The 23,672-nt window shown below is 34.6% G+C and carries 18 protein-coding genes; 5 read left to right on the top strand and 13 right to left on the bottom strand.

Annotated features, from left to right (window positions below; all coding sequences use genetic code 11):
• Positions 1-968: 968 nt before the first annotated feature.
• Positions 969-1,841, top strand: coding sequence for a glycine betaine ABC transporter substrate-binding protein (locus BN1058_RS00790; RefSeq protein WP_090851448.1), 873 nt, complete (start codon positions 969-971; stop codon positions 1,839-1,841).
• A 118-nt stretch (positions 1,842-1,959) separates the two neighbouring features.
• Here the strand turns inward: BN1058_RS00790 and BN1058_RS00785 are convergent, their stop codons facing one another.
• A complete protein-coding gene (locus BN1058_RS00785; RefSeq protein WP_090851445.1) occupies positions 1,960-5,493 on the bottom strand; it encodes a beta-N-acetylglucosaminidase domain-containing protein in 3,534 nt (1,177 codons plus the stop codon).
• 503 nt (positions 5,494-5,996) lie between these two features.
• Between BN1058_RS00785 and selD the strand changes: the two genes are divergently transcribed.
• Entirely contained in the window at positions 5,997-7,046 is a 1,050-nt protein-coding gene (selD, locus tag BN1058_RS00780; RefSeq protein ID WP_090851442.1) for a selenide, water dikinase SelD, read from the top strand.
• A 15-nt stretch (positions 7,047-7,061) separates the two neighbouring features.
• Positions 7,062-8,084, top strand: coding sequence for a tRNA 2-selenouridine(34) synthase MnmH (mnmH, locus tag BN1058_RS00775; RefSeq protein WP_090851439.1), 1,023 nt, complete (start codon positions 7,062-7,064; stop codon positions 8,082-8,084).
• 530 nt (positions 8,085-8,614) lie between these two features.
• Here the strand turns inward: mnmH and BN1058_RS00770 are convergent.
• The 6 genes from BN1058_RS00770 to BN1058_RS00745 all read right to left on the bottom strand — a co-directional run bounded on the left by BN1058_RS00770 (position 8,615) and on the right by BN1058_RS00745 (position 13,775).
• The gene (locus BN1058_RS00770) at positions 8,615-9,880 is read right to left on the bottom strand and encodes an NCS2 family permease (protein ID WP_255307030.1); all 1,266 of its coding nucleotides are present in this window, start codon (positions 9,878-9,880) and stop codon (positions 8,615-8,617) included.
• Between the two features lie 213 nt (positions 9,881-10,093).
• Entirely contained in the window at positions 10,094-10,939 is an 846-nt protein-coding gene (locus tag BN1058_RS00765; RefSeq protein ID WP_090851433.1) for a Cof-type HAD-IIB family hydrolase, read from the bottom strand.
• Entirely contained in the window at positions 10,936-11,259 is a 324-nt protein-coding gene (locus tag BN1058_RS00760; RefSeq protein WP_090851430.1) for a PTS sugar transporter subunit IIA, read from the bottom strand. The genes BN1058_RS00765 and BN1058_RS00760 overlap by 4 nt, the downstream gene beginning before the upstream one ends.
• 96 nt (positions 11,260-11,355) lie before the next feature.
• Entirely contained in the window at positions 11,356-12,666 is a 1,311-nt protein-coding gene (locus BN1058_RS00755; RefSeq protein ID WP_090851427.1) for a PTS sugar transporter subunit IIC, read from the bottom strand.
• A 15-nt stretch (positions 12,667-12,681) separates the two neighbouring features.
• A complete protein-coding gene (locus tag BN1058_RS00750; protein ID WP_090851424.1) occupies positions 12,682-13,020 on the bottom strand; it encodes a PTS sugar transporter subunit IIB in 339 nt (112 codons plus the stop codon).
• A 143-nt stretch (positions 13,021-13,163) separates the two neighbouring features.
• Entirely contained in the window at positions 13,164-13,775 is a 612-nt protein-coding gene (locus BN1058_RS00745) for an AAA family ATPase (protein WP_090851421.1), read from the bottom strand.
• Positions 13,776-13,865: 90 nt separating this feature from the next.
• On the opposite strand from BN1058_RS00745, the gene BN1058_RS00740 reads away from it, so the two are divergent.
• The gene (locus BN1058_RS00740) at positions 13,866-14,585 is read left to right on the top strand and encodes a MurR/RpiR family transcriptional regulator (protein WP_090851418.1); all 720 of its coding nucleotides are present in this window, start codon (positions 13,866-13,868) and stop codon (positions 14,583-14,585) included.
• 353 nt (positions 14,586-14,938) lie between these two features.
• A protein-coding gene (locus tag BN1058_RS00730) for an IS3 family transposase (RefSeq protein ID WP_090851412.1) occupies positions 14,939-16,497 on the top strand; the annotation gives its coding sequence in 2 pieces (ribosomal slippage) (positions 14,939-15,581 and positions 15,581-16,497; 1,560 coding nt in all).
• 84 nt (positions 16,498-16,581) lie between these two features.
• On the opposite strand, the gene BN1058_RS00725 is transcribed toward BN1058_RS00730, so the two are convergent.
• The 6 genes from BN1058_RS00725 to BN1058_RS00700 form a co-directional block, all read right to left on the bottom strand.
• The gene (locus tag BN1058_RS00725; protein WP_255306929.1) at positions 16,582-17,502 is read right to left on the bottom strand and encodes a DMT family transporter; all 921 of its coding nucleotides are present in this window, start codon (positions 17,500-17,502) and stop codon (positions 16,582-16,584) included.
• Positions 17,503-17,700: 198 nt separating this feature from the next.
• Positions 17,701-18,189: a hypothetical protein gene (locus BN1058_RS00720; RefSeq protein ID WP_255306928.1), complete on the bottom strand. Its 489-nt coding sequence runs from the start codon at positions 18,187-18,189 to the stop codon at positions 17,701-17,703.
• Between the two features lie 36 nt (positions 18,190-18,225).
• Positions 18,226-19,302, bottom strand: coding sequence for an ethanolamine utilization protein EutH (gene eutH, locus BN1058_RS00715; protein WP_090851405.1), 1,077 nt, complete (start codon positions 19,300-19,302; stop codon positions 18,226-18,228).
• Between the two features lie 412 nt (positions 19,303-19,714).
• Complete coding sequence (codA, locus tag BN1058_RS00710; RefSeq protein WP_090851402.1) at positions 19,715-20,977, bottom strand: cytosine deaminase; 1,263 nt, start codon at positions 20,975-20,977, stop codon at positions 19,715-19,717.
• Between the two features lie 3 nt (positions 20,978-20,980).
• Positions 20,981-22,234, bottom strand: a complete 1,254-nt coding sequence (gene codB / locus BN1058_RS00705; protein ID WP_090851400.1) for a cytosine permease — start codon at positions 22,232-22,234, stop codon at positions 20,981-20,983.
• 323 nt (positions 22,235-22,557) lie between these two features.
• Complete coding sequence (locus BN1058_RS00700; protein ID WP_255306927.1) at positions 22,558-23,670, bottom strand: DUF1648 domain-containing protein; 1,113 nt, start codon at positions 23,668-23,670, stop codon at positions 22,558-22,560.
• Positions 23,671-23,672: the final 2 nt, after the last annotated feature.

Below are 23,672 nucleotides of genomic sequence, written 5' to 3'. Positions count from 1 at the left end.
AGTATTAACTGTTAATAAAGTTTTTCGTTCAATCATAGCAATATTTCAACGCTTTTTGTTCGATTAAATCGTTTTTTCGTTCACTCATAGCAATATCTCAACGCACTTTGTTCGATTAACTCGTTTTTTCGTTCACTCATAGCAATATCTCAACACGCTTTGTTCGATTAACTCAGTTTTTCGTTCACTCATAGCAATATTTCAACGCGCTTTGTTCGATTAACTCAGTTTTTCGTTCACTTATTGCAATGTTCCAACACTTTTTATTCGATTAAATCGTTTTTTCGTTCATTCACCCCAATAGCTCAACGCTTTTTGTTCGTTATTCCCCGTTGGTTGAAATAACCAATCACTATTGACATTATTCTACATAAAATGGCATATTCCTCTCTTATCTTTGAATTTATTATTTTTAGCGTTTCTGAATCATTCGTTCTCATAAATAAGATAGACATTTTTGCAATTAAAAAATCCACATCTATCTTAATATACCTTCCTCTTTCAGCTCTCTTAGTAAAGCATATTATATTACAGAATAGGGAAGGAGGGATCGCTTGAATACGTCATCAAAATCTATGACACCTGACTTAGCCAAGCAATTGCTTAAAGATAAAAATGCCTATTTAACCCCAGAAGGACGAAAGATATTAGAAAATATGGTAAAGAAATAGTAATTATCTTTTTTTAGCTAATAAAGTGGACTAGTATAGATAAAAAAAGCCCCTAGTTTGTATGTTGTAATCTTATTGGAAGTGTGAATGATCCTCTTCCAATAAGATCATTTTTTATTTAAGTTAAATCACTATTTATCAATACAATTTTTTTAACAAACAAAAAGGAGTGTAATTTAATGAAGGCTCTCATTTGCGTATAGCACAATTTTTTAATATAATTATTTGGTATATCATTACAAAATAACATTATTTAAAGGAGCAGTTACCATTATTACAAAGAGAACTTACAACAGATTGTTTATCCTAGTTTTAGTCGGATTTGTTATGTTGCTTTCAGCTTGTGGTTCAGATGAAAACAACAGCACAGCAGAAAATGAACAGAACACAGACGAAGTAACAGATATATCCATTGGACTTGACCCTTATGATTATGCTACCGTACCAGCATATTTGTCACAGGTTATCTTAGAACAAGAGGGATATAATGTAGAAATTGAAGAAGCAGATGTAGGAATTTTATATAAGGCATTATCGACACAGGGAATCGACGCCTTTATTGATATATGGCGCCCTAATTTACATGAGTCTTATTTGGAGAAATATGATGATACTTTTGAAACCGCAGGAACCATTTTTTCAGATATGCCACTTGGGATCGCCGTTCCGACATATATGGAAGATATTAATTCCATTGAAGATTTAGCTGCAAACCCAGATTTATTCAACAATGAGCTATATGCCATTGAACCTGGTAGTGGGATGGCATTAACAACAAACGCCATGATGGAAGACTACGGAATGGATAATTTCAAAGTCAAAAACAGCACCACTGCAGCGATGCTGACAGAAGTGCAAAATTCTATCGACAATAAAGAACCTATTGCATTCAATGCATGGCGTCCCCACCCTATGTTTGTTCGATTTGATATTAAATTTTTAGATGACCCATTAAATTCTTGGAAATTAGATGATATTGAAATTGGAGTTACTCCTTCATTTGAAGAAGATTCACCAACTGCATATACATTGTTCTCTAATATGGATTTAGATATTGGTATGGTGGAACAATGGTTAATTTCTATTGACGAAGGGAAAACACCAAGACAATTAGCAGAAACTTGGGTAGAAGAAAATCCAGATACTGTTGATCAATGGTTAGAGAAATAATTTAGAAAAATCATGTCGTATATGATATACGGCATGATTTTTTATTATCTTCTTTCTATTTAAAGTAAGGGGATTTACCGTGACGGTAAATCCCTTGTATGTTAACCATTATTCTTTTTTAAGCATTTTGACTACTTTTTCTTTTGCGTAAATACAAGAATGCGCCAGATGCTAATACGATGAAACCGATTAGTAGGTAATTAAACATACTAGTTGCAGTTTCTGGCAATTCGTCCCCTTCAGATGTAGGTTTATCTACTGAACTATCCGACCCATTAGAGTTATCATCTTCTTCCGCGTCTTCATTTGGCGACACCTTAATTAACTCAGATCCTACCGATAGTAAATTACTGTATGCTTTATCAACTTCTGCTTGTGTTGCATCTTTAGCCTCCAAAACAATCTTAGCCTCTTTTAATGCAGAAGCAAATAGTCCCCAGCTATCTTCAGTATAATTTGCTTGTTCTCTTTCTTCTGCTTCTTTAACTATTTCCTTTAATGCAGATTTTTCAACTATCTCTCCATTTACAGATTCTTTATTAACAATCACTTCATAAACGGTAGGTGCTTTTCCTTTATCCCATTCTATTTTTATATCTAAAATATCATCAATTGATTCGGTATTAAAAAATCCATAGGCAGATTGGATATCGCCTAATTGCTTCCAACCTTTTAATGTTCTAACAGAGACCAAACCTTCAGATAAATTATTTATATCTTCCAAAACAGTAATATCAGTTATTTTTGTCCCTACTTCACCAACATGATATAGTAATTCACCAGCATCATTGTTTAATGCATTGAATTTTGCTTCTAATGTTTTGTCATTTATATTATTAACTAGAAAGTCTTTATCTGTTTCTACATTAGTAGTTATCGTAGGATCATTTACTTTAGGGAAGAACTCACCATCGTTAATTACAACTTCTTGAAGTCTTGCCCATTTAACCGGACCCTCTTTACTTCTTGTAACTCTGTGTCTCAAATATTTAACTTTTTGATTTAGGCTACGTACTTCCTTGGTACGATAGTCACCTTCAATTTCATCAAATATTTCTTCAATACGATCTTCTTCTACTGCTTCACCCTCATTTGGACCATCTTGATTACCAAATTCCATAACAGTATCCCATTCTTCCCCATCTAATGAAGCTTCAAAAACAGCATGTCGTGGGAAATCATGTTCTCCTTTGTTAACATAGACCTTCAAACTTTCAAGCGTGATCTCTTGACCTAAATCATAAGTAATATATTTTCCTTCATTTTGAACATCTCGGTAATAAGCATATCGTTCTAAATCACCATCAAAAATAGCTAATGGATTTTCTAAAGCTGCATAGTTTGATTCCAAGACAGATTTTGGTTCAAATTCTAGTGAATGAACTTTAAATGTATCTAAATCAAATTGAACAGATTTACTTCCTTTATTTATTACTCTAACATATCTCGCATCCTCAACACTGTTGACGTCTTTAATAGTTTTCCACTCAATTCCATTTAAAGATGACTCTAATGTTAAACCGTTGGCTGACGAAACTTCAATATTAGTTATATCTTTAATTCGACTTAGCTTGACTCCAACGTATCTATTGGCATCTAATTTAATTGTTGCTTTATCAGTAATGGAAGTTACTGCAGGTTCTTCTGTTAATGATAGATCATTATAAGCATCAACATTTGTAAAGATACTTGCCTCTGATCTCACAGCTTCAATTCCTAATGCTTCTTCTACTTTTGGTGTAATACTATTCTCTAAACTATCGGTAAACGGCTGTAATCTCTTTTGAGCGGGCTTTGCTTGCTCTGTTCCTTTTATCATTGGTCGATCATGACTTAAACTTTGTTCACGCAAGGATATGGATTGAGAGAATTTTTCCCATATATCTTTTTTATTGCCATTCTCTAATGCCATATCTGTTTTAATAAATTCAATATCAGCAAGAACCATATCTCTGAGTGCTTTCACAAATGGTTCTAACTCTTCTTTTAAATTTTCATTTTGCGTTTTAGCTAAAAATCCCTCTGCTGCTTCTGAAATTTTTTCTAATTCGGCAATTATCTCTGGTGCCACATCTTTAATAGATTCACCATTACTTATTTTATTTTCGACATCATTTAGCAACCCTTTAATGTTTTCACTTTCCTCTGTCTGTATTCCATTAGGGTATGCATCTGACATGTGCTTAGCTAATACATGAAATTCTTCAGTCGCATCGGGTTCAATGTATTTAAAACTATCTTCCCAACTTTTCTGATCGTTAAAATCTTCTGTGTTCCATGAATAGTCTGCAATAGCAAAAAGAGAAACTTTTGAAGCTTCTGCCTCTTGCATTGGATTTGTCACAACGCCCTTAAGATTTTTAATTCCTGGTTGTAACATTTCACCTTTTCCTAGGAAAACACGTGACATATCTACATCATTGACAGGCCAATTTAACCAGAAAGAAGGATCTCTTCTTTCCACTCCGTCATTTTGGTGATTTTTAAATACGTCGATTGTACTTTGGACAACTGGAGCACAAGTAGATGCACCTGTCCAAAAAATATGGATATCTTCGTCAAACCCTTTCTCATAAGCGTTTAATTCATTAGGATTCCAAGCCCATGCTGAGTTGTAACTTGCTGGAGTGAAAAGGACATCATAAACATCCCCTTTTTCATCTGCCCATTTGGATACAGAATTCATCAATTCTATTACATAATCATATGGTAATGCCCCTACATCATCACCATGAACTCCAAATTGTCTTACCCCAATGTCATAAAGTTGTTCAAACTTTTCTAATAGAATAGCGGTGTTTTCTTCTAGATGTTCCATTGCAGCATCTTGACCAAAATTTTGGGCAAGCTTAGCAACTTCTTCTAATGGAGAAATAGTCCATACAAATCTTGTCTTTGATTCTTTACCCACTTGCACCATTTCTTCAATCTCATTTAGTTTTTCCTGAGGATATAATTCCTTCCATTTATCACGATGATATGGATCATCTTTTGGAGCAAATACATATGCTGTCATTTTAAATTTACCGCCAAACTCCATCAATGACATTCGGTCTTCATTACTCCAAGGAATACCATAGTACCCTTCAATAAAGCCCCTAAGTTGTGTGTTTGCGAAATCTTTTATACTTAAATTACGCACTACCTTATCGACACTTTGCTGAAGAATTGCCTCCAAAGATACAACACCATAAAAACTTGCATTAGTATCTTTTCCTAATATGGTAATATTGTTATCTTTAATTTCTAATTGATACGCATCGATATTACTAAAATCCATACCTTCACTATTAATATTCTCTTTAGCATAAGTATCCACTGGACCATTTGAATCCTTCGTACCAACTAATATATTAATTTTGTCATCTGTTGGTTCATCAACAATTGTTGGCTCTTGATAACCATTTTCTGAAAAAATAGTTTTCACCTTTTTTTTAGTTACAGCATCAATTGTATCATCATAGACAACTTGAATTTCATCATCCAATGTTGTGGTCGTTTCATAATATTCGATATCCTGAGGTGTAGGATATATCTCGTATTCTATTAAAGAGTTGTCTACAGCATGAACAACAAATGGATTTATTGAAAATACTGTACTTAATAATAAAGTAGCTATTATCGTTAGATTAAAGCAAATTTTTTTCTTCATATCTAGTTTCCTCCCTTTCCATTTTTCCTAAAACAAAACGAGAAATAGATTTATTTCGAGTTACTCTATGTAATTTCTAATTGTAAAATAATCAAAGAAGCACTTCTGAAAAAGCTTTACTATTCACTCTATTCGTTTTGGAACTAACAAAAGATTATAATGTTCATTTAGCGATACGCTTACCCGATTTCACACCCTCTCACTCCAATAGTTTTAACACTATAAACTTTTCTCTACTATATTCTCTTTCTATCGATTAAAAACCTTCGTGAAATACTGAGCATTTATACTCATTTTCTACATAAATCTACATAATTTTAACCAACATAGAGGTTTACTACTTAAATGCTTTAAAAAAAGAGTGAAAAGTAAATACTTCACACTACATGCTTCTCGTCAATTAATGGTAAAATTAAATATAGTAACCATAAGCAAGTAATCATTTATAGATTCCATTAAACCTCATCACAGACTAGCTTTACATAGTAAACAAAAAAGGATGAATTGAAATGTCAGAAACGATTAAACTTACCACGTTAACTTCTAAGGGAGGTTGTGGTTGTAAGATTGGGCCCGCTGATCTCGACCAAGTACTACGTAAACTCCCTCCAACTGTAAAAGACCCCAATCTTATTGTGGGACTTGAAACGGGAGATGATGCTGGTGTGTACAAACTAAATGACACAACCGCACTCGTCCAAACGGTTGACTTTTTCACACCAATTGTCGATGATCCTTATGACTTTGGACAAATTGCAGCGGCTAACGCAATTAGTGATGTATACGCCATGGGGGGAACCCCTATTACCGCTTTAAATATTGTGGCATTTCCGATTGCAAACTTAGATAAAACGATTCTGTCCGATATTTTACGCGGGGCAAGTGATAAGCTCCAAGAAGCAGGTGTTACCTTGGTTGGCGGCCATTCGATTGATGATCAGGAACCGAAATTCGGTCTAGCAGTTACCGGAACCGTCCATCCAGATAAAGTGAAAACGAATGCAGGTGCACAAATTGGTGATCAATTGATTTTAACCAAGCCGATTGGTGTGGGAATCTACACGACATCCATTAAACGAAATTTATTAAGTAAAGAAGAAATAGCAAACGTTACAAAAGTGATGGCTACTTTGAATAAATTTGCTTCAGAAATCATGCAGAAATATCACGTACATGCTTGTACCGATGTGACGGGTTTTGGATTACTTGGACACGCAACCGAAATGGCACAAGAGAGCAAACAGGAAATTACGCTTTATTATAACGATATTCCAATGCTTCCTCGAGTTCGTGAGCTAGCAGAAGCGGGTGCAGTCCCTGGAGGTACGAAAAATAATTTAAATCATGTAAAGGATACTGTTACTTTTTCAGAGCAATTCGATCAAATTGACCAATGGATGCTTGCCGATGCTGTAACCTCAGGTGGATTGCTTTTAGCAGTTGCAAAAGAAGATGCAAGTGCACTACTTAACGAGCTACAGCAAAATCATATCCAAGCAGCACGGATCGGTGAAATCACAGCAGGAAATACCGGTCATATTCAAGTAAAATAGGAAGTGAAGTAGGTTATGTTTGAAGATATAAAACCAGAAGTATTTTATCAACGAAAAACGCAACAACACCATACCATTGTTGATGTTCGTTCGCCGAAAGAATTCCATGAATCAACCATACCAGGCAGTATTAATATCCCTGTTTTTTCTAATGAAGAGCGTGCAGCAGTTGGAACCATCTATAAGCAAGAGGGTCCAGAAGCAGCCAAGCAAAAAGGACTTGCTATCTTTTCGAAGAAGCTCCCTAACTTTATTACATCTTTTCAAAAGATTGATACACCCATTACCGTTTTTTGTTGGCGTGGAGGGATGCGTAGTAAAACCGCAGCGACTGTGGTAGATCTTATGGGTATGCAGGTAAGTCGATTAACCGGAGGTATCCGAGCATATAGAGAGTGGACCGTTCAACTTTTAGATAAACTAGACTTTTTACCTGAACTTATGGTTTTAAATGGTCATACAGGGAATGGAAAAACGATTATACTAGAAAGATTGTTGAAAGAAGGCTATCCCGTTATCAATCTTGAACAGATGGCCGGACACCGTGGTTCTATTTTTGGACAAATCGGATTAGAGCCAGCAAACCAACGTACGTTTGACTTTTTATTACTAGAAAAATTGCTCACCTATCAACAGGAGCCTTTCATTTTAATAGAAGGGGAAAGTAAACGAATTGGTAAGGTAACCCTACCCGAAAAGTTGTATCAAAAGAAAGAATCGAGTAGACAACTGTTTATTGAACTACCAATGGAACAACGCATCGCACATATCCTTGAAGATTATCAACCATGGGATAATCCAGAAAAATTCATTGAAGCTTTTCGTCTCTTAAAACGACGAATTCACACACCGATTGCCCAGGAAATTGAGCAATCTTTGGGAACCAATGCATTTACTAGGGCTGTAGAGTTATTATTAGTGCATTATTATGATCCACGTTATGATTATGCAACGGTTTATCCAGAAAACCAACAAACATTTATTGAAGCGGAAAACGCGGAAGATGCGATGGAAAAAATCAAACAGGAAATTCATTAATTAATGAATTTCATCATATCGAGTATAACTTATAAAAAATACTAAAACGCTTAATTTTGTTCATTACGTGGATGTCTTTTATAGACTAATAAAATAAATAGAGCCTAGAGTTTAGAACAAAACATTATTATATTACTAAAAAGTGGAAATATACTATCTCTCTCAATCACGGTTTTGGGCTACATCTGGTGAGTCAGTTAGATGTTAAAACTAGACAGGACGGTTAGTCTAACACCTTTTTTTAATAAGCGAGATCATCAGCATTATCCCCATAAGACAAATAACGATTGCACGAAGAAAATAACTTTTTATTTTCGATGAGTGTTGTATATTTCCACTACTACTTAATTATTTTTTTCAACAAAGTGCTAATCTCAAAAGGGTTATTATGTTCGTATTTGTCCCAGCCTGCTGATATTTATCACTTATAATTATAGACACTTATCATTCCTTTTCACAGCTATTTCTAGTTAGAGAACGATTAAAGCATTTTAGGCTTTAGAAAAATCCCCTTTAATCGTTACTAAAATTTAAATTCCACCTAAGATAAAGTAAAGTAAGAAGAAAAATGCAATAATATACATTGTTTTAGAAACTTCATTCTTTTTTCCTGTAATAACTTTTATAATGGGATATGCTATAAAACCAAACGCTATTCCATTGGCAATATTAAAAGATAAGGGCATAATAGTTATCATTAAATAAGCAGGAAAAGCATCCGAAAATTCTGCAAAAGGAATATCTTTTATATTTTGAATCATAAGACAACCCACAATAATTAATACAGGGGAAATGGCACTATTCGGTATAACTTGAAATATTGGAATAATAAATAATGCAGGTATAAATAGAAGTCCAGTAGTAAATGAAGTTAATCCAGTTTTTCCTCCAGCAGCAACTCCTGTGGCTGACTCTGCCGCTGTCGTTGTAGGACTGCAACCTAAAATACTTGCACTGATAACCGAAAAGGAGTTTGCTTGAAAAGACTTTTTAAATTTTGATTTATCAGGAAGCATTCCAATCTGAGTACCCATGTTTTGAAAAACAATTACCATTGATAATGAAAATACCGCTGTCCAAAAATTTAATTTACTAATAGCACTGAAATCAAAAGCAAAAAAGATTGTTTCATATCCAGATAAGGATAAGTTAAAATCTCGTAATATTGAAAAATCTACTATTCCTAAAAAGGCTCCTATAATTGTCCCTAAGAAAATACCAATTAAGAAGTTTCCTTTCACATTTTTTAAAAACAATGGTATCAAAATAAGTAAAGTAAGAAGGGTTGTTAGAGCTTCAGGATTACTAAGGTTTGCCAAGGTTACGAATGAACCTTCGTTGGGAACAATCAATCCTCCATTTTTCAAACCTAAAAACGCAATAAAAAAACCAATCCCTACCGTCATTGCACTAATCATAGATTTTGGAATAGTTTTTGATAAGTAAACCGCACCCTTTGTTACCGTTAGTAACATAAAAACTATACCAGCCAATAAAACAGCAGCTAGTGACTGCTGCCACGTCAATCCCAAAGAAACAACTAATGTAAAAACAAAAAAGGCGTTATCTCCCATCCCTGGAACGATAATAAGTGGTGAGTTTGCGCGGAACGCCATCAACATGCATCCTAAAAATGAACTAATTACCGTAGCAATAGTAACTGCCTCATAGGGCATGCCTGCCGAACTTAATATTAAACCATTGACAGCAATTATGTATGCTACAGTCATAAACGATGTTAAACCAGCAATCACTTCTGTCTTTACAATTGCTCCTTCTGATTGAATACAAAATATCTTTTCTAGCCTATCATATAGATTAAATCCATTCTTGTTGGACAATCTTCCCTGTTGTATATTCAACTAAAATTCACTCCTAGATTAAAACAGCTAGATATTGATGAATACATCCAGCTGTTTTCATTTAAACTCTATTTTTAAAATTAAATTAGCAAAAATTATTTTAGAAACACCTTAACAATTAGTTTAGACAAGATTCCCCTTGGATTTTTATTTTGATAACACCTTTTCAATAGCAAAAGCTACTCCATCTTCGTTATTATTTTTTGTTGTATAATGACATACCTTTTTAATCTCGTTATCAGCATTTCCCATCGCAACACTTTGTCCAACTATATTTAACATTGAAATATCATTTAAGTTATCCCCGATTGCCATGGTATCTTTCATTTGAATTCCCTTATCTCTTGCAAACATACACAAAGCTATTCCTTTTTGTGCATCTACATGATTGATTTCAATACTTATATTTCCAGATGAAGTTATAATAATATCCTCCGTATTTAGTTGACTACACATCCTTCTCAATAACTTTTGCTTAAGTGAAAAACCTTGAATTTTATATATATAAATGTCTTCTAAAGTAATTAAAGTATTATAATCTTCTATAAACTTAACTTTTTCTACCTCAATTCTTTGGTTAGCTCGTTGTAATGCAACATTTTTTTCAATGTGACTGTTAGCTCTTACCATGATGTTATTTATGACATCTTTTTTATTAATTGAATAAGTACCTTTATTTGTATATATTTCAGTATAAATTTTATTTTCTTGGAAAATAGTAAGTATCTGTTGGCTGATACTCAAATTCATTGGAGTTATTTCTATTACTTCTTCTTTATTAGAATAAATCACGGCTCCATTTAAACTAATAATTGGTAATGATAACCCAACCTTATTTAGCAAAGATTTTGCAGCTATAAATGGCCTTCCTGTTACAATAACAATATCGATTCCTTTATTAATTGCTCTATGTATTGCATCGATATTTTTGTCACTAACTTCACAATCTCCATTTAAAAGTGTTCCATCTAAATCAATAGCAATTAACTTCATCTCTTCTCAGCCACATCAAAAACATCAATTAGTTCTGTTATTAAAGCATGTGAGTAAGAAGCCATAGAATAATGATCTTCTGCATGGATGATTAAGAAAGGTATATTAGAATTACCTTCATCCATTGAATCAGCTAAAAGTTTGAGATGTACATTTGATGCTTCTTCTAGTTTTTTACCGGCATTCTCTAATAATTCACGTGCTTCTTTATAGTTCCCACTTTTAACCTCTCTTAAAGCAATTAACGTTTCACTTTTCGCATCTCCAGCTAGTGAAATGATCTGAAATGCGATATTTTCTAAATTATTTTTATCCAACATAGTGAATTCCCCATTTTCTTATTTTTTTTAAAAGGTATTCATATAGAAATGAATACCTTTATATGAATGAATAAGTAATTAGTTATTAAGTTATTTTTAAAAATTAAAACTTTCGTCTGAAAGAGTATCTTCCTGGCGCTCTTCTTTTCTAAGTTCATCTTTTTCAAAAGCTTTAAAAAATGGATAATATATAAGTGTCATTACTATTAAACTAACTATTACCGCTATAATCGCTTTCCAATCTAACGTCATTATAAATGCCCCAACTCCAGGTGGTAAGAAACCGGGTGGCTCTACAATTGGTTTTCCTATAATTCCACTAGAGAACATAAAGTAGTTAATCCCGCCAATGATAGGTGGACCAAAAACAAAAGGAATAAATAAAAACGGATTAAGTACAATTGGTGCTCCAAATATCACTGGTTCATTAATTCCAAAGAGTGAAGGAATGATTGATGCTTTTCCAATTGGATTAAGTGTTTTTGATTTACTTCTCATCATAAAAACAACTAATCCTAAGGTTAAGCCAGATCCAGTAACTTGGAGAATGCCATAATAAAAGCCCATTGTAAAAACGTGTGTTGGCTCTAGTCCGGAAGCTATATTTGTCGCATTAGTTGCCATATAGGTTGTAGCAATTGGTAGCCACACACTGGATGTAATTGCTGCACCATGTAATCCAAAGAACCATAATAATTGAGTCAGTAACAAAATTATTACCACTGCATAAACATTATCAATACTTTGAATTGCCGGTGCTAATATACCCATTATTAGTTCAGGAAATGACTTCCCAGCAATTTCAAAAGAAAGAGCTGATACTAAAGTGAACAAAACTACACTTATAACCATTGGTAACAAGTTATTGAAACTTTTACCTACAATACTAGGTACCTCTTTAGGAAGTTTAATCACTAGAGATTTAGTATTCATAAACCTAGTTATTTCTACAACTAAAAGTGCAACAATAATACTTACAAATATCCCTTGGGCATCTAAATTGCTTGTGTTAATCCCATTTTCCACAACTTTAGCACATAAAATAAATTGAACTATAACTGAGGTAATCCCCACTTCTATAGAATTCAGCTCATATTTACTAGCTAAAGATTGTGCTATAAAAAATGCTGAGTAAATTGAGATAATACCCATTGTAAAATCTGAAGCTAACATGAAATAGTTTAAATTTTCTAAGATAAATGAGTGTATTATATTTCCCTCAGACAACATATTTAAAAGCGCTAATGAAAGTAATGAAAAAGATCCTATGATTATAAGCGGAACAATACTCATCATACCCTCTTTAATAGCTTGAATGTGGACTTGGTTTTCCAATTTTTTTGCTACAGGAACAAGAAATTTTTGTAGTGCTTTTTGAAATTTACTATTAGTTTCTTCTACCACCATGAAAACCTCACTTCCTTACTTCTCATTAGAAATATTTTTATAAAGTTCAATTGCAAATTTAATTACAGCAGGTGCATCAATTCTTCCATAATCAACTGAGTTTATAGTACCAGAACTAACAGATTTAGACTGGCATAATTCCTTCACATCATCTTCTTTAGAACGGATTTGAGGAGCTACAAGGACTACATCAACTTTTCCTGTTTCTAGTTCAGTTCTTAAGGAATTTACTGAAGTGGCATTAATATTTATTTCCTTATGTTTTAATTTCTCGTGTTCAGATACAAAGGTCTTCATTCTATTAACTAAAATTCCAGTTGAAGCACCGGCTTCACATATTAGCAAGATATTCATTTATATACTCCCTTTCGATCCATCATTAGTTTTATAAATAGTTTATAATAGTATTGTGGATGTAGGATCTCTTTATAGATAAATCTTAATTTGTGTCATTGCATTAAAGAGAACGCTTTCCATAAATGAAAAAATAGTGAATATTAATATTGCCAACTATTAGATTTAAATGCTGATTCAACTACGCTTTCAGGGTTATAAGTCTCTAAAATTTCTTTATAACGCTGCTTGTAATTGTTATTAACCTTTTTTTGAGGAGTTACGTAACTTGCTTCCTCTAAAAAGTGTTTAGATCCTCTTCCCATCTCTTTACCTCTAGTTGTGTGTTTATCTAGTGCAATATCTGGCACTTCTGGTAGGTATCCCATTGCAAAGTTCTTAGTAACTATATTTTTCAAAAGATCACTAGATCGATCTTTTTCACAAGAACATAGATATCGAATAGCATGAATTATAAAAAGTGTCCTATCCCCATCTCCATACATAAACTTTTTACTCATTTCATGTAAGTTATTAATTAGAGTAGCTGCTGTTGGATCCCCCATTCCTATATCTTCAACAGAAATTGTAATAAGTCTTCTCCATAACTTTTCTTCAGCTTGAGGAGAAGTTATGTATAGCTCATAAGCAAATTCACAAGCCGCTTCTTCTTTTCCTCTTCTAATTAGTTTTTGCAAACTTGAAATGACCTCATCAGACGCATAACCATTACGTGTTGTAATTCTTGCCCATGGATCTTCAGTAAAATTGTTCATTGTAAACTCTCTCCTTAATAGTTAATTGATTTTCTAATAGGCAAATGATATTATAATATATTGATCAGACTTAACTGGGAGGGACAAACTTTGAATATTGAACATCTAAGTGATAAACACCAATTAGACAACCTTGAAAAAGAAATATTAATGTATTTTCTATCCCATCCAGAACCAATAAATAAGCTTGGTATACGTGTTGCTGCTAAAGAAAATAATACCTCTGCTGCAACAATTATGAAACTTGCTAAAAAATTAGGATTCGAAGGATATACTGATATGATTTATCACATCATGTACTCCAAAAATAAAGAGCTAAATTTCAATGTTCCTGATTTGTCATCCGAAATGCAATATCAACTTTTAGAATGCCAAAATAAATTTCAAGAGCTTTTCACAAAGTATAAAGATAAACAAATTGTGATATTTGGACTAGGATTTTCAAAGTTGGTAGCCGACTATATTAATGAAAAGTTGTTAATTCAAGACTTTAACAGTACTTCAAATACCCATCTCCAGCTCTTATCCAAGCATTTTAAAGAACGTATTCTATTAATAATAATTTCCCAATCAGGTGAAACGCCCAGAGTTGTCGAAATCTTAAAGAATGCTCATCAAAATGAAATAGATATCATTTCCTTTTTAGGTAATCCAAATTCGCCTGTTTTAAATTATTCTTCATTGCCTATTGTTATAAATCGATACAAAAAATTAGATCAACCAAAACATACTCCTAATACTTTTTTTGCTGAAATACTTCTTCTTTTTGAACATTTGTTTAGTGACTTTCTTAATCAACCTCCTAACTAATAATTAACTACATCATACAGGAGGCCAAATAAAAATAATATAGAATGTGGAGCTTTTGAAAACATATTTCATTTTAAAAAACATGTTTTCAAATGAATGCGAATACAAAGCTGATATATCAAGGAATCAAGGATTCACTCTGAAAACCTGGCATTTTTTAACTATGATTTATTCTGTTAGAGAAATCATAATTACTCAAAAGACTATACAGAATTTGATTTTTAAACCCTCATTCTACCTGATGATTTACTGTCTTATAATAAAAGAAAATGACGTCAGTAAGCTTTGATATGCTCCCCCTAAAGTAGACAGGTTAAAAAATAAAAATCTGTATACTTTGGGGGGATGTTTTTATGTCTAAAAGAGCACGTTCTTTAGAAGAAAAAGTTCAGATAGTAAAAGCTCTTGAAAATCATACTCATACTATTTCTGAGTTAGCATCTATTTATCATGTATATGATAGAACAATTTATGATTGGGTATACAAATATAAAAAATACGGAATCAAAGGATTAAAAGAGTCATCGTCTTGGAAGAAGTATTCTAAGGAACTTAAACTGAAAGCAGTTATGGATTATTTGAGTGGGGAGTACTCTTTACTACAAGTTACTAGAAAATATGAAATTCCAAGTGATTCTACCCTTCGTCATTGGATAAAGAAGTATAATGGTCATAGAGAATTAAAAGATTCGGAAAAAAGGAGAACAAGCTCTATGACTAAAGGAAGAAAAACAACTTGGAAAGAACGAATTGAGATTGTACAAGATGCTTTAGTTCACGAAAAGGATTATCAACAAACAGCGAATAATTACAAAGTGTCTTATCAACAAGTGTATCAATGGGTTCGTAAAGTTGAAAATGGTGGTTGGGATGCATTAAAGGATAGGCGAGGACGTACTAAAGGAGACGAGGAACTGACGTCTGAAGAGAAAATGAAGTTAGAGGTGCGACGAATCAAAAAAGAAAATGAGCGTTTGCGTGCAGAAAATGCCTTTCTAAAAAAGTTAGAGGAGATCGAAAGGAGGCGAAGATAAACCAAGTAAGATACGAAGATAGGTATGTCGCAATTAAAGAATTACATAAAAAAGAGAATCTGAGTATTGTTTTATTGTGTGATATCGCAGATATTTCTCGTGCTGCTTATTATAAATGGTTACAACGTGAGCCTTCTACTAGAGAGCTTGAGAACGAAGAAATCCTAAAGGAAATGAAGAAGCTCTATAAAAGAGTGGAGGGTATTTATGGGTATCGTCGAATGACCTTAAATATCAATAGATTATTTAATCATAAATATAATCATAAACGTATTTTTAGGCTAATGAATATTGCAGGGATTCAATCTGTAATACGAATAAAGAAAATGAAATATAAACGTACCAATCCTCAACACATTGCGGAGAATTTATTAAATCGTGAATTTTCAGCTAAAAAACCAAATGAGAAATGGGTAACGGACGTTACCGAGTTCAAATATGGATCATCACGGAAGGCTTATTTAAGTGCCATTCTAGATTTGTACGATGGTTCGATTATTGGTTATGTTTTAGGACATTCCAATAATAATAAACTTGTATTTGAAACACTTGATAAAGCCACTAGTCAATTAGATGGAGAACACCCACTTATTCATAGTGACCAAGGATACCAGTACACTTCTCACGGTTTTAAACGAAGGTTAGATCAAGAAGGAATGAGACATAGTATGTCTCGCGTAGGAAAATGTATTGATAACGGACCAATCGAGTCGTTTTGGGGAACACTGAAATGTGAGAAATATTATTTACACAAGTATGATACATTTGAAAACCTTTATAAAGCAATTGATGAATACATTTACTTCTATAATCATGATAGATATCAAGAAAGACTAAACGGCCTAAGTCCTGTTGAATACAGAACTAAAGCCGCTTAGGCTACATTTTATTATTTCCACTGTCTACTTGACAGGGGGCAGTTCATTTTAAGCTCACAAACGCCATTTATTGTATAACCGATGCTACTTCGGAGTTTTTCTATAATTAACTACCACAATACCTGATGCAACCATTACAATCGCACCAATAATCATCACATTTAACTGTTCGCCCGGAATAAATATGGTCGATAACAGCACCCCTGTTACAGGAACAATAAATTTGTACATACTGATTTTACTAGCTGGGTGATACTTTAATAGAGAATACCATAAAGCGAAAGCTGCAGCTGATAATAAAGCAGAATATAGTAACAATCCTGTGCCAAGTGGTGTAAACTGAATCGCATCCGCCTGTAATTGCGGAAATCCAATCACAAGTAACACGATAGCTCCTATTGTTAGTTGCCACCCCGTGATAGCAAAAGGATGAATACCAACAGCCAGTTCTTTTGCCATAATTGTTGCAACAGCACTCGTCACTCCCGCCATAATCATATATCCTTCACCAGTCCATTGAAAAGTTAACTGAAAAGCCTCTCCCCAGTTAGCTAAAATAATACCGATAAAGCCTGCTGTAATGCCAATCCACTTTCTTCGATTTAAACGATCATTCTTATAGTAAAAATGCGCTAATAATACCGTAAAAAATATCCCACTCGATGAAAGGATCGCACCTTTCATCCCAGATACTGCACCTAATCCATTATAGAAAAAGTAATATTGAAGTGCTGTTTGAATCACACCTAATAAAACTAGAACGAGTAACTGCCTTTTCGTTACTTTTAGTTTCTTCACATTCATAAATGCAAGAAACACAAGCACCATGATTCCTGCCAGTAAAAAACGCAAGCCAGCAAACACCATTTTAGCTACCACATCATTTGGTGCCATTTGTAATTCACTGTAACTTATTTTCAAAACAGGGAAAGCACTTCCCCAAAGAATCGAACAAAAAATAGCGATCATAATCGCTATATGTGGCTTCATTAATAGCTTATTCAACACCTGTCATCTCCTCATTCTGTCTACATTCTCACAAAATCTTCTCGATAAAATAGCAAATAGCTGCTTATTTATTCTTATATCAACGTATTTTGATAAAAATTTATTTAAGGTTACGCCAAACAGACAAAATTAATCATATCAAAGATGTACAGAATAAGAAAGATACATGCATCCTTAACAAGTAAAGGTCTATCATTAATGGACCACTTCTTTAAGCCATTCCTCTGATCCATCTGTTAATATCGCTTTTATTTCCTCGTTCTTGTTTTGACTTAACTGATACCAAACACGTTTCGTCCCATCATTCATAGCAATCAACTTGGCTTCTGTATCGCCTACAATAACTTTTTCATACTTTGGTTCCGTTACTGTTCCACACCATAAATATGGTTCGCTCCCAACATTTCCACTCCATTCCGATGAACAGCTGCTTGTCCTTGTCCATGTCCACTTGTCATTGGGTTTTGTAAAATACGCAAGCATTGGTTGATCTTTATTGTCATCCTCCTCTGTGTAAGCAGTGAAAATAATAACCTGATCTTCCTCTACCATTTCCACTAGCTCATAGGATTCGATTTCTTTATTATTTTCCATTTTATGATGAAAGACTTCTTCCATTGTGTTCGGACTGCTACAACCGATAAGTAAAAGTGGAAACAGAATTACAAATAAAAATAATTTCAAGCTATCCTCTCCTTTCATCTCGATAATGACTATTTACTAAACCGACTTTCTTGTAACAAAAATCGCTAGTAGAACGGCACTCATTCCTCCCGCTAATTTTCCGATCATCATTGCAAACACAATGTCTTGGTTCACTCCGGCCACAAAGCCTAAGTGACTTCCAAATACGAAAGCTCCACTTACAGCAAAAGCTACGTTAATTATTTTACCCCTTTGATCCATATCCTTTAGTAAAGACAGCATCGGAATGTTATGAGCTAAAGTTGCAATAATCCCAGCCGTAGCAACTTCATTCATACCTAATAGCGCACCGATTTTGTTCAGTGGCTTTTTTAAAAGAAAAGAAATAAAAGCAACCAACGGAAAAGCACCGGCAAGAAAAATAGCGATCATTGCTACAATCTCTACCCCTTCAACAAGAGGAGTCATATTTGGAATGATGACAATGCCCGTTACTGTCTCGACACTGATCGCTACTAAACCAACTACCGCCATCATTTCAATTAGTTTAGCGAAAACAGAAAAACCAGCGATCATCTTATCCGTATATCTAAACAGTCCAATAGCTATCATAATAGATAAGAGGATAGTAGGAATAAGGTTTTTCACAATAACTATCAGGTTTATGTTTGCAACAATACCACCTATCAAACAACCAACCGGAACAGTAATTAACCCGAGTAGAATACCCTTGGCAAAGTAAGGATGATCCTCTTTATTAATGAGATTTAGTGCAACCGGAATCGTAAATGCTAATGTCGGTCCCATCATCGTCCCTAGAAAAACCCATGCAAATACGCCCGCTTCTTCTGTTTGAGACATCTCCATTGCTAGAGAGTACCCACCCATGTCTAGTGCTAAGATGGTGTTGGCAAAAGCTGCAGGATCAGCCCCTATCAAACGATATATTGGAGCAATAACAGGGGTTAGGATACTTGCGAGCACAGGAGCTAATGATATAATCCCAACCATAGCAAGTGTCAGAGACCCCATCGCCATAAACCCCTCTGTAAATCTATTTCCAATCCCCCACTTGTTCCCCAATAATTTATCCATTGCTCCTAGACATAAGAAGCCAATAACTATATATACAATTATTTCATTGATCCCCATCTGCTTAACTCCTATTACTTAATAAAAATAAAAGAACTTGCTACCTCCAATCATAGAAGTAGCAAGTTTTATTTTAACATATGCTTAATCACAATTTGATCGTATAAACATATTTAAATACCATACTCATAGTATAAATTTGTGTAATATCGTTTATTTAAAAAGGGAAATAACCAAAACAAAGTAATCCATAGATACGTAGACTCCTCGAAAATAAAGTGCAATTTTCTTCGTGCGATGTATCGCTGCCGAAAACTTCCTTGTCCTGCAGGAACAGCACGAGCTGAAGATCCACTCCTTAAAGCGTTTTTTGCTTTAAGGAGTTAGCTGAAGCCGTGCCTGCGGAAAGCGAAGTATCTACGGATTACGGTGGCGTATACTGTTCCTGTAAGTAATCCCAATGTTAAATCTTTTATCTTTCAAAATCAATTTCTATTGCTTCATTTAAATATACTGATGTTTCTTTTGGTTTCGTTTCTGCTAATTTCTTACCATTTCGATACGAAGCTAGGACTTCTGCCTGTTTACGAATGGCATCATATCGATTCGTAGCATTTAGTATAATGAAGTTTGCTGGTTTACCTACTTCAATGCCATACCGATCTTGAATATCTAGTGTAATCGCACTATTATCCGTAATAAAATCAAAAGCATCTACGATTTGATGATATCCCATCAAATGCGTTACATGAATTCCCATATGCAACACTTGCAGCATGTTGCCTGTTCCAAGTGGGTACCACGGGTCAAAAATATCATCATGTCCAAAGCAAACATTCAATCCAGCCTCTTTTAACTCTTTAACACGGGTAATCCCGCGACGCTTCGGATAATCATCGAAACGACCTTGTAAATGTGTGTTTACCAGTGGGTTGGCAACAAAGTTAATATTGGATAGTCCCAATAATTTCATTAACTTTGACACATACGCACCATTGTAAGAATGCATAGCAGTTGTATGACTAGCTGTTACTTTATTCCCTAAACCACGTTTATATGCTTCTAAAGCAACCACTTCAATGAAACGAGATTGTTCATCATCTATTTCATCACAATGAATATCCACTAACCGATCATATTTTTCCGCCAAGTCAAAGGCAATTTTCATCGATTCTACACCATATTCTCGCGTAAACTCAAAGTGTGGAATGCCTCCGACTACATCTGCGCCCATTTTTAATGCTTCCTCTACTAATTCCGTACCATTACCATTTGGATAGGATAAATAACCTTCTTGTGGAAAAGCAACCAATTGGATATCAACATAATCTTTCATTTCTTCTTTTACTTCCAACAATGCTTTCATTGCAGTAAGTGATGGATCACAGACATCCACATGTGTACGAACATGCTGAATGCCTTGGGCAATTTGCCATCTCAGTGCTTTAGTTGCCCTTTGTTTCACATCTTCTATCGTCAGAGATTTTTTTCGTTCCGCCCACGTAGCAATCCCCTCAAACAAGGTACCACTTTCATTCCACTTTGGTTCGCCTGCAGTCAACGTGGTATCCAAATGGACATGTGGTTCAATAAATGGAGCACTTACTAGCTTCCCTTTTACATCTATTGCTCCTTCTACGGCTTTTGCTTCTTCTATTTTAGCGAATTTGCCATCCTCAATATGAATGTTCCAAAGCCCTTCTCGTTTTGGCAATGCCGTATGTGTAATAATCATGTTCTATACCTCTTTTCCTAATGCCATCCTTTTTTCCGTACTTACTACTTTTTCTGTTAGTAGCGTAAAGCTGACGAATAATACAATTGCGCTGAAGATTCCGTTTAGTGGTGGAATACCGGGTAACCATTGTGCTGCCGCAAACCCACCAACCCAAGCAATAATCGCCGGCCAACGAACCGCTTGAAACGTCATTTCTTCTAATGCTGGGTAACGTCCCTTTCTTAGTATGAAAAAGTCCGCTAACACGATCGCTCCAATTGGTGGCAATGCGCCTCCTAGCAGTGTCAACCAACCAACGAAGTTATTATATAACCACATCGCAAAGATCGTCCCAACAATCCCATTGAAAATAACCATTTTACTTTTCTTTATTTTTGTTATATTTGAAAACCCTAATCCAGATGCATATAACGCATTATCATTTGTTGTCCAGATATTTAATCCTAAAACAATAATTGCTGGTACGATTAATCCTTGAACAAACATTACTTCTGAAATGTCACCTAACCCAGTTGCGATCGAACCAACTGCACCAAATAGGAACATAAGCGTGTTTCCAATAAAGAAGGCAATTAATGTTGTAATAACAGCCGACTTTTTTGTTTTTGCAAAACGAGCAAAGTCTGGTGTTAATGTTCCGCCACTTGCAAATGAGCCCACACAAATCGTTAATGCAGCTGCAAGACCCATTGAAGTTTCCGGTTGATAAGCAAAGAGTTCTGCCATGCCGCCTAAATCATTAATAGCAACGCCAACCGATACACTTCCTAGAATTGCAATCGAAGGTACTGCGATAAAACTCAATATTGCTAAAGCCTTCATACCGAAGAATGCAGAACCTGTCATTACAAGCCCTGAGATAATAATTAATGTTAACATATCGATTCCAGTTACCTTATGAACAGGGACAGCAAACATTGCTAATCCGACACCAAACCAACCTACTTGTGTGGCACCTAATAGAAACGAAGCTAGATAAGAGCCCTTCTCACCAAATGCGTATCTAGCCAGTAAGTGTGTAGACAAGCCCGTTTTTGCTGCCATGTAAGCAAGCCCACCTGTATATAATCCGAGAATCAAGTTACCAAGTAAAACGATCCAAATAAATTGCTTCATGCTTAATCCAAGACCTAATTCTCCTCCAGAAAGCATACTTGCAGAGAAAAAGGTGAACCCAAGCATCACCACAAACATTTTTAAGAAACTATTTCGATAAGATTGAGGTACTGCCTTTAGTGAAAATTCTTTATCCATTCTTTCTTCCTCCTCGTCTGGTTACTGGTACCAGCGTCGAGCAGGTTTTTTCATGATAGAATAGGATACTACTAGATGAAGTTCCCTATCATCTTATCATTAAAAAAGCTTCCTGCCCGACCGACAAGAAGCTTTTGAAAAATAGATACAAATGGTTACACCTACACATCTGTTCTCTATTTTCAAATCCGTTATCCTTGTCAGCCTCACGGGACTGAATTAAAGGTACCAATATTTAATTGGACTTATTATCTCAAGATTGTATTGGTTTGTCAATACACAATCTCTCTTTGATGATCTATACTATTTCATATCGGTATTTCTTAAATGAGAAAAGAAAAAACGAAAATCAGCACAATTGGCAGAATAAGAACAAAGTAACCAATTGGATTAGCAAAATTCAATGTCCACCCAATACCAAAACGCTTTTCGACAAAGACAGACGGATCATTGGGATTGAAATAAACTAATCCACCCTTCCAATATCTATCCTCGTCTATACTCTCTGTTTTGGTTTTCCCTGATTGATCTACTACAAGTTTTCCTTCCAAATCAGAGTCCACACTACCGACCTTGACCGCTAGAACAAGCGCACCCACTAACATAATTACTGTAAAACCAACAGGAAACACAACTAGTAACGCATGACTAAACAAGTTCTCGTAAAGAAGATTCAGTTGTAGGAAGGCAAACAATAAAGTCATTAAGATGTTTGTCACAAACAAGAACCAACTTGTATATTTTCGCAAACGTAATTGGCGTAGTTTAGAAGATTTCATATTCCCTGCATTGATTTTAATACCGGATCGCTTGGTGAAAAAATTAATACCAAAAAACATCACTTGCAACACAATTAACATAATCGGTAAATTCAACACAGACAACCAACTCTTATCAGTAAACGCATCAGGCATACCATCCGGACCCCAGTGCGTTGGAATTTGATTTGGTAGTTGGTCAAACAAGTTAACGGATAAAATGATTAAGGTTACTGCGATGACTGTAGGAATAAAATGAAAAAATGAGGATAACATTTCATCTTTTGCGCGAGCAGTCAAGTCAGCAACACGGACTTGTTTTACTTCACCGAACCATTTTTTAGCTTTCTTTAACTTTGTTATTTTATAATGAAAATAGAAATAGAATGCTAGACCTGTTAGCAAAATAACGAATGGAGCAATACTTCCGATAAGCACCAGTTTTGTTTCATCGAGTGGATTTGCTTGATTCCAGATGAAGAAACCAACTATTGCAACAAACGCAACAATCGTTGTTAACATGGCATAAAGCTTTTTATAGTGCATCACTTTAGGATGTCTCGCTTGTTCATAAGGAATGGTTACCCCAAAAACAACCGTACGTTTCACGAAAAATGGTACACCAATCTGAAATAAACTAACAAATAAGATCGTCATAATCAAAATAGCAAATTCCATGA

Source organism: Paraliobacillus sp. PM-2 (assembly GCF_001368815.1).
Classification (GTDB): domain Bacteria; phylum Bacillota; class Bacilli; order Bacillales; family Amphibacillaceae; genus Paraliobacillus.
This window is presented reverse-complemented; position numbering and strand designations above follow the sequence as displayed.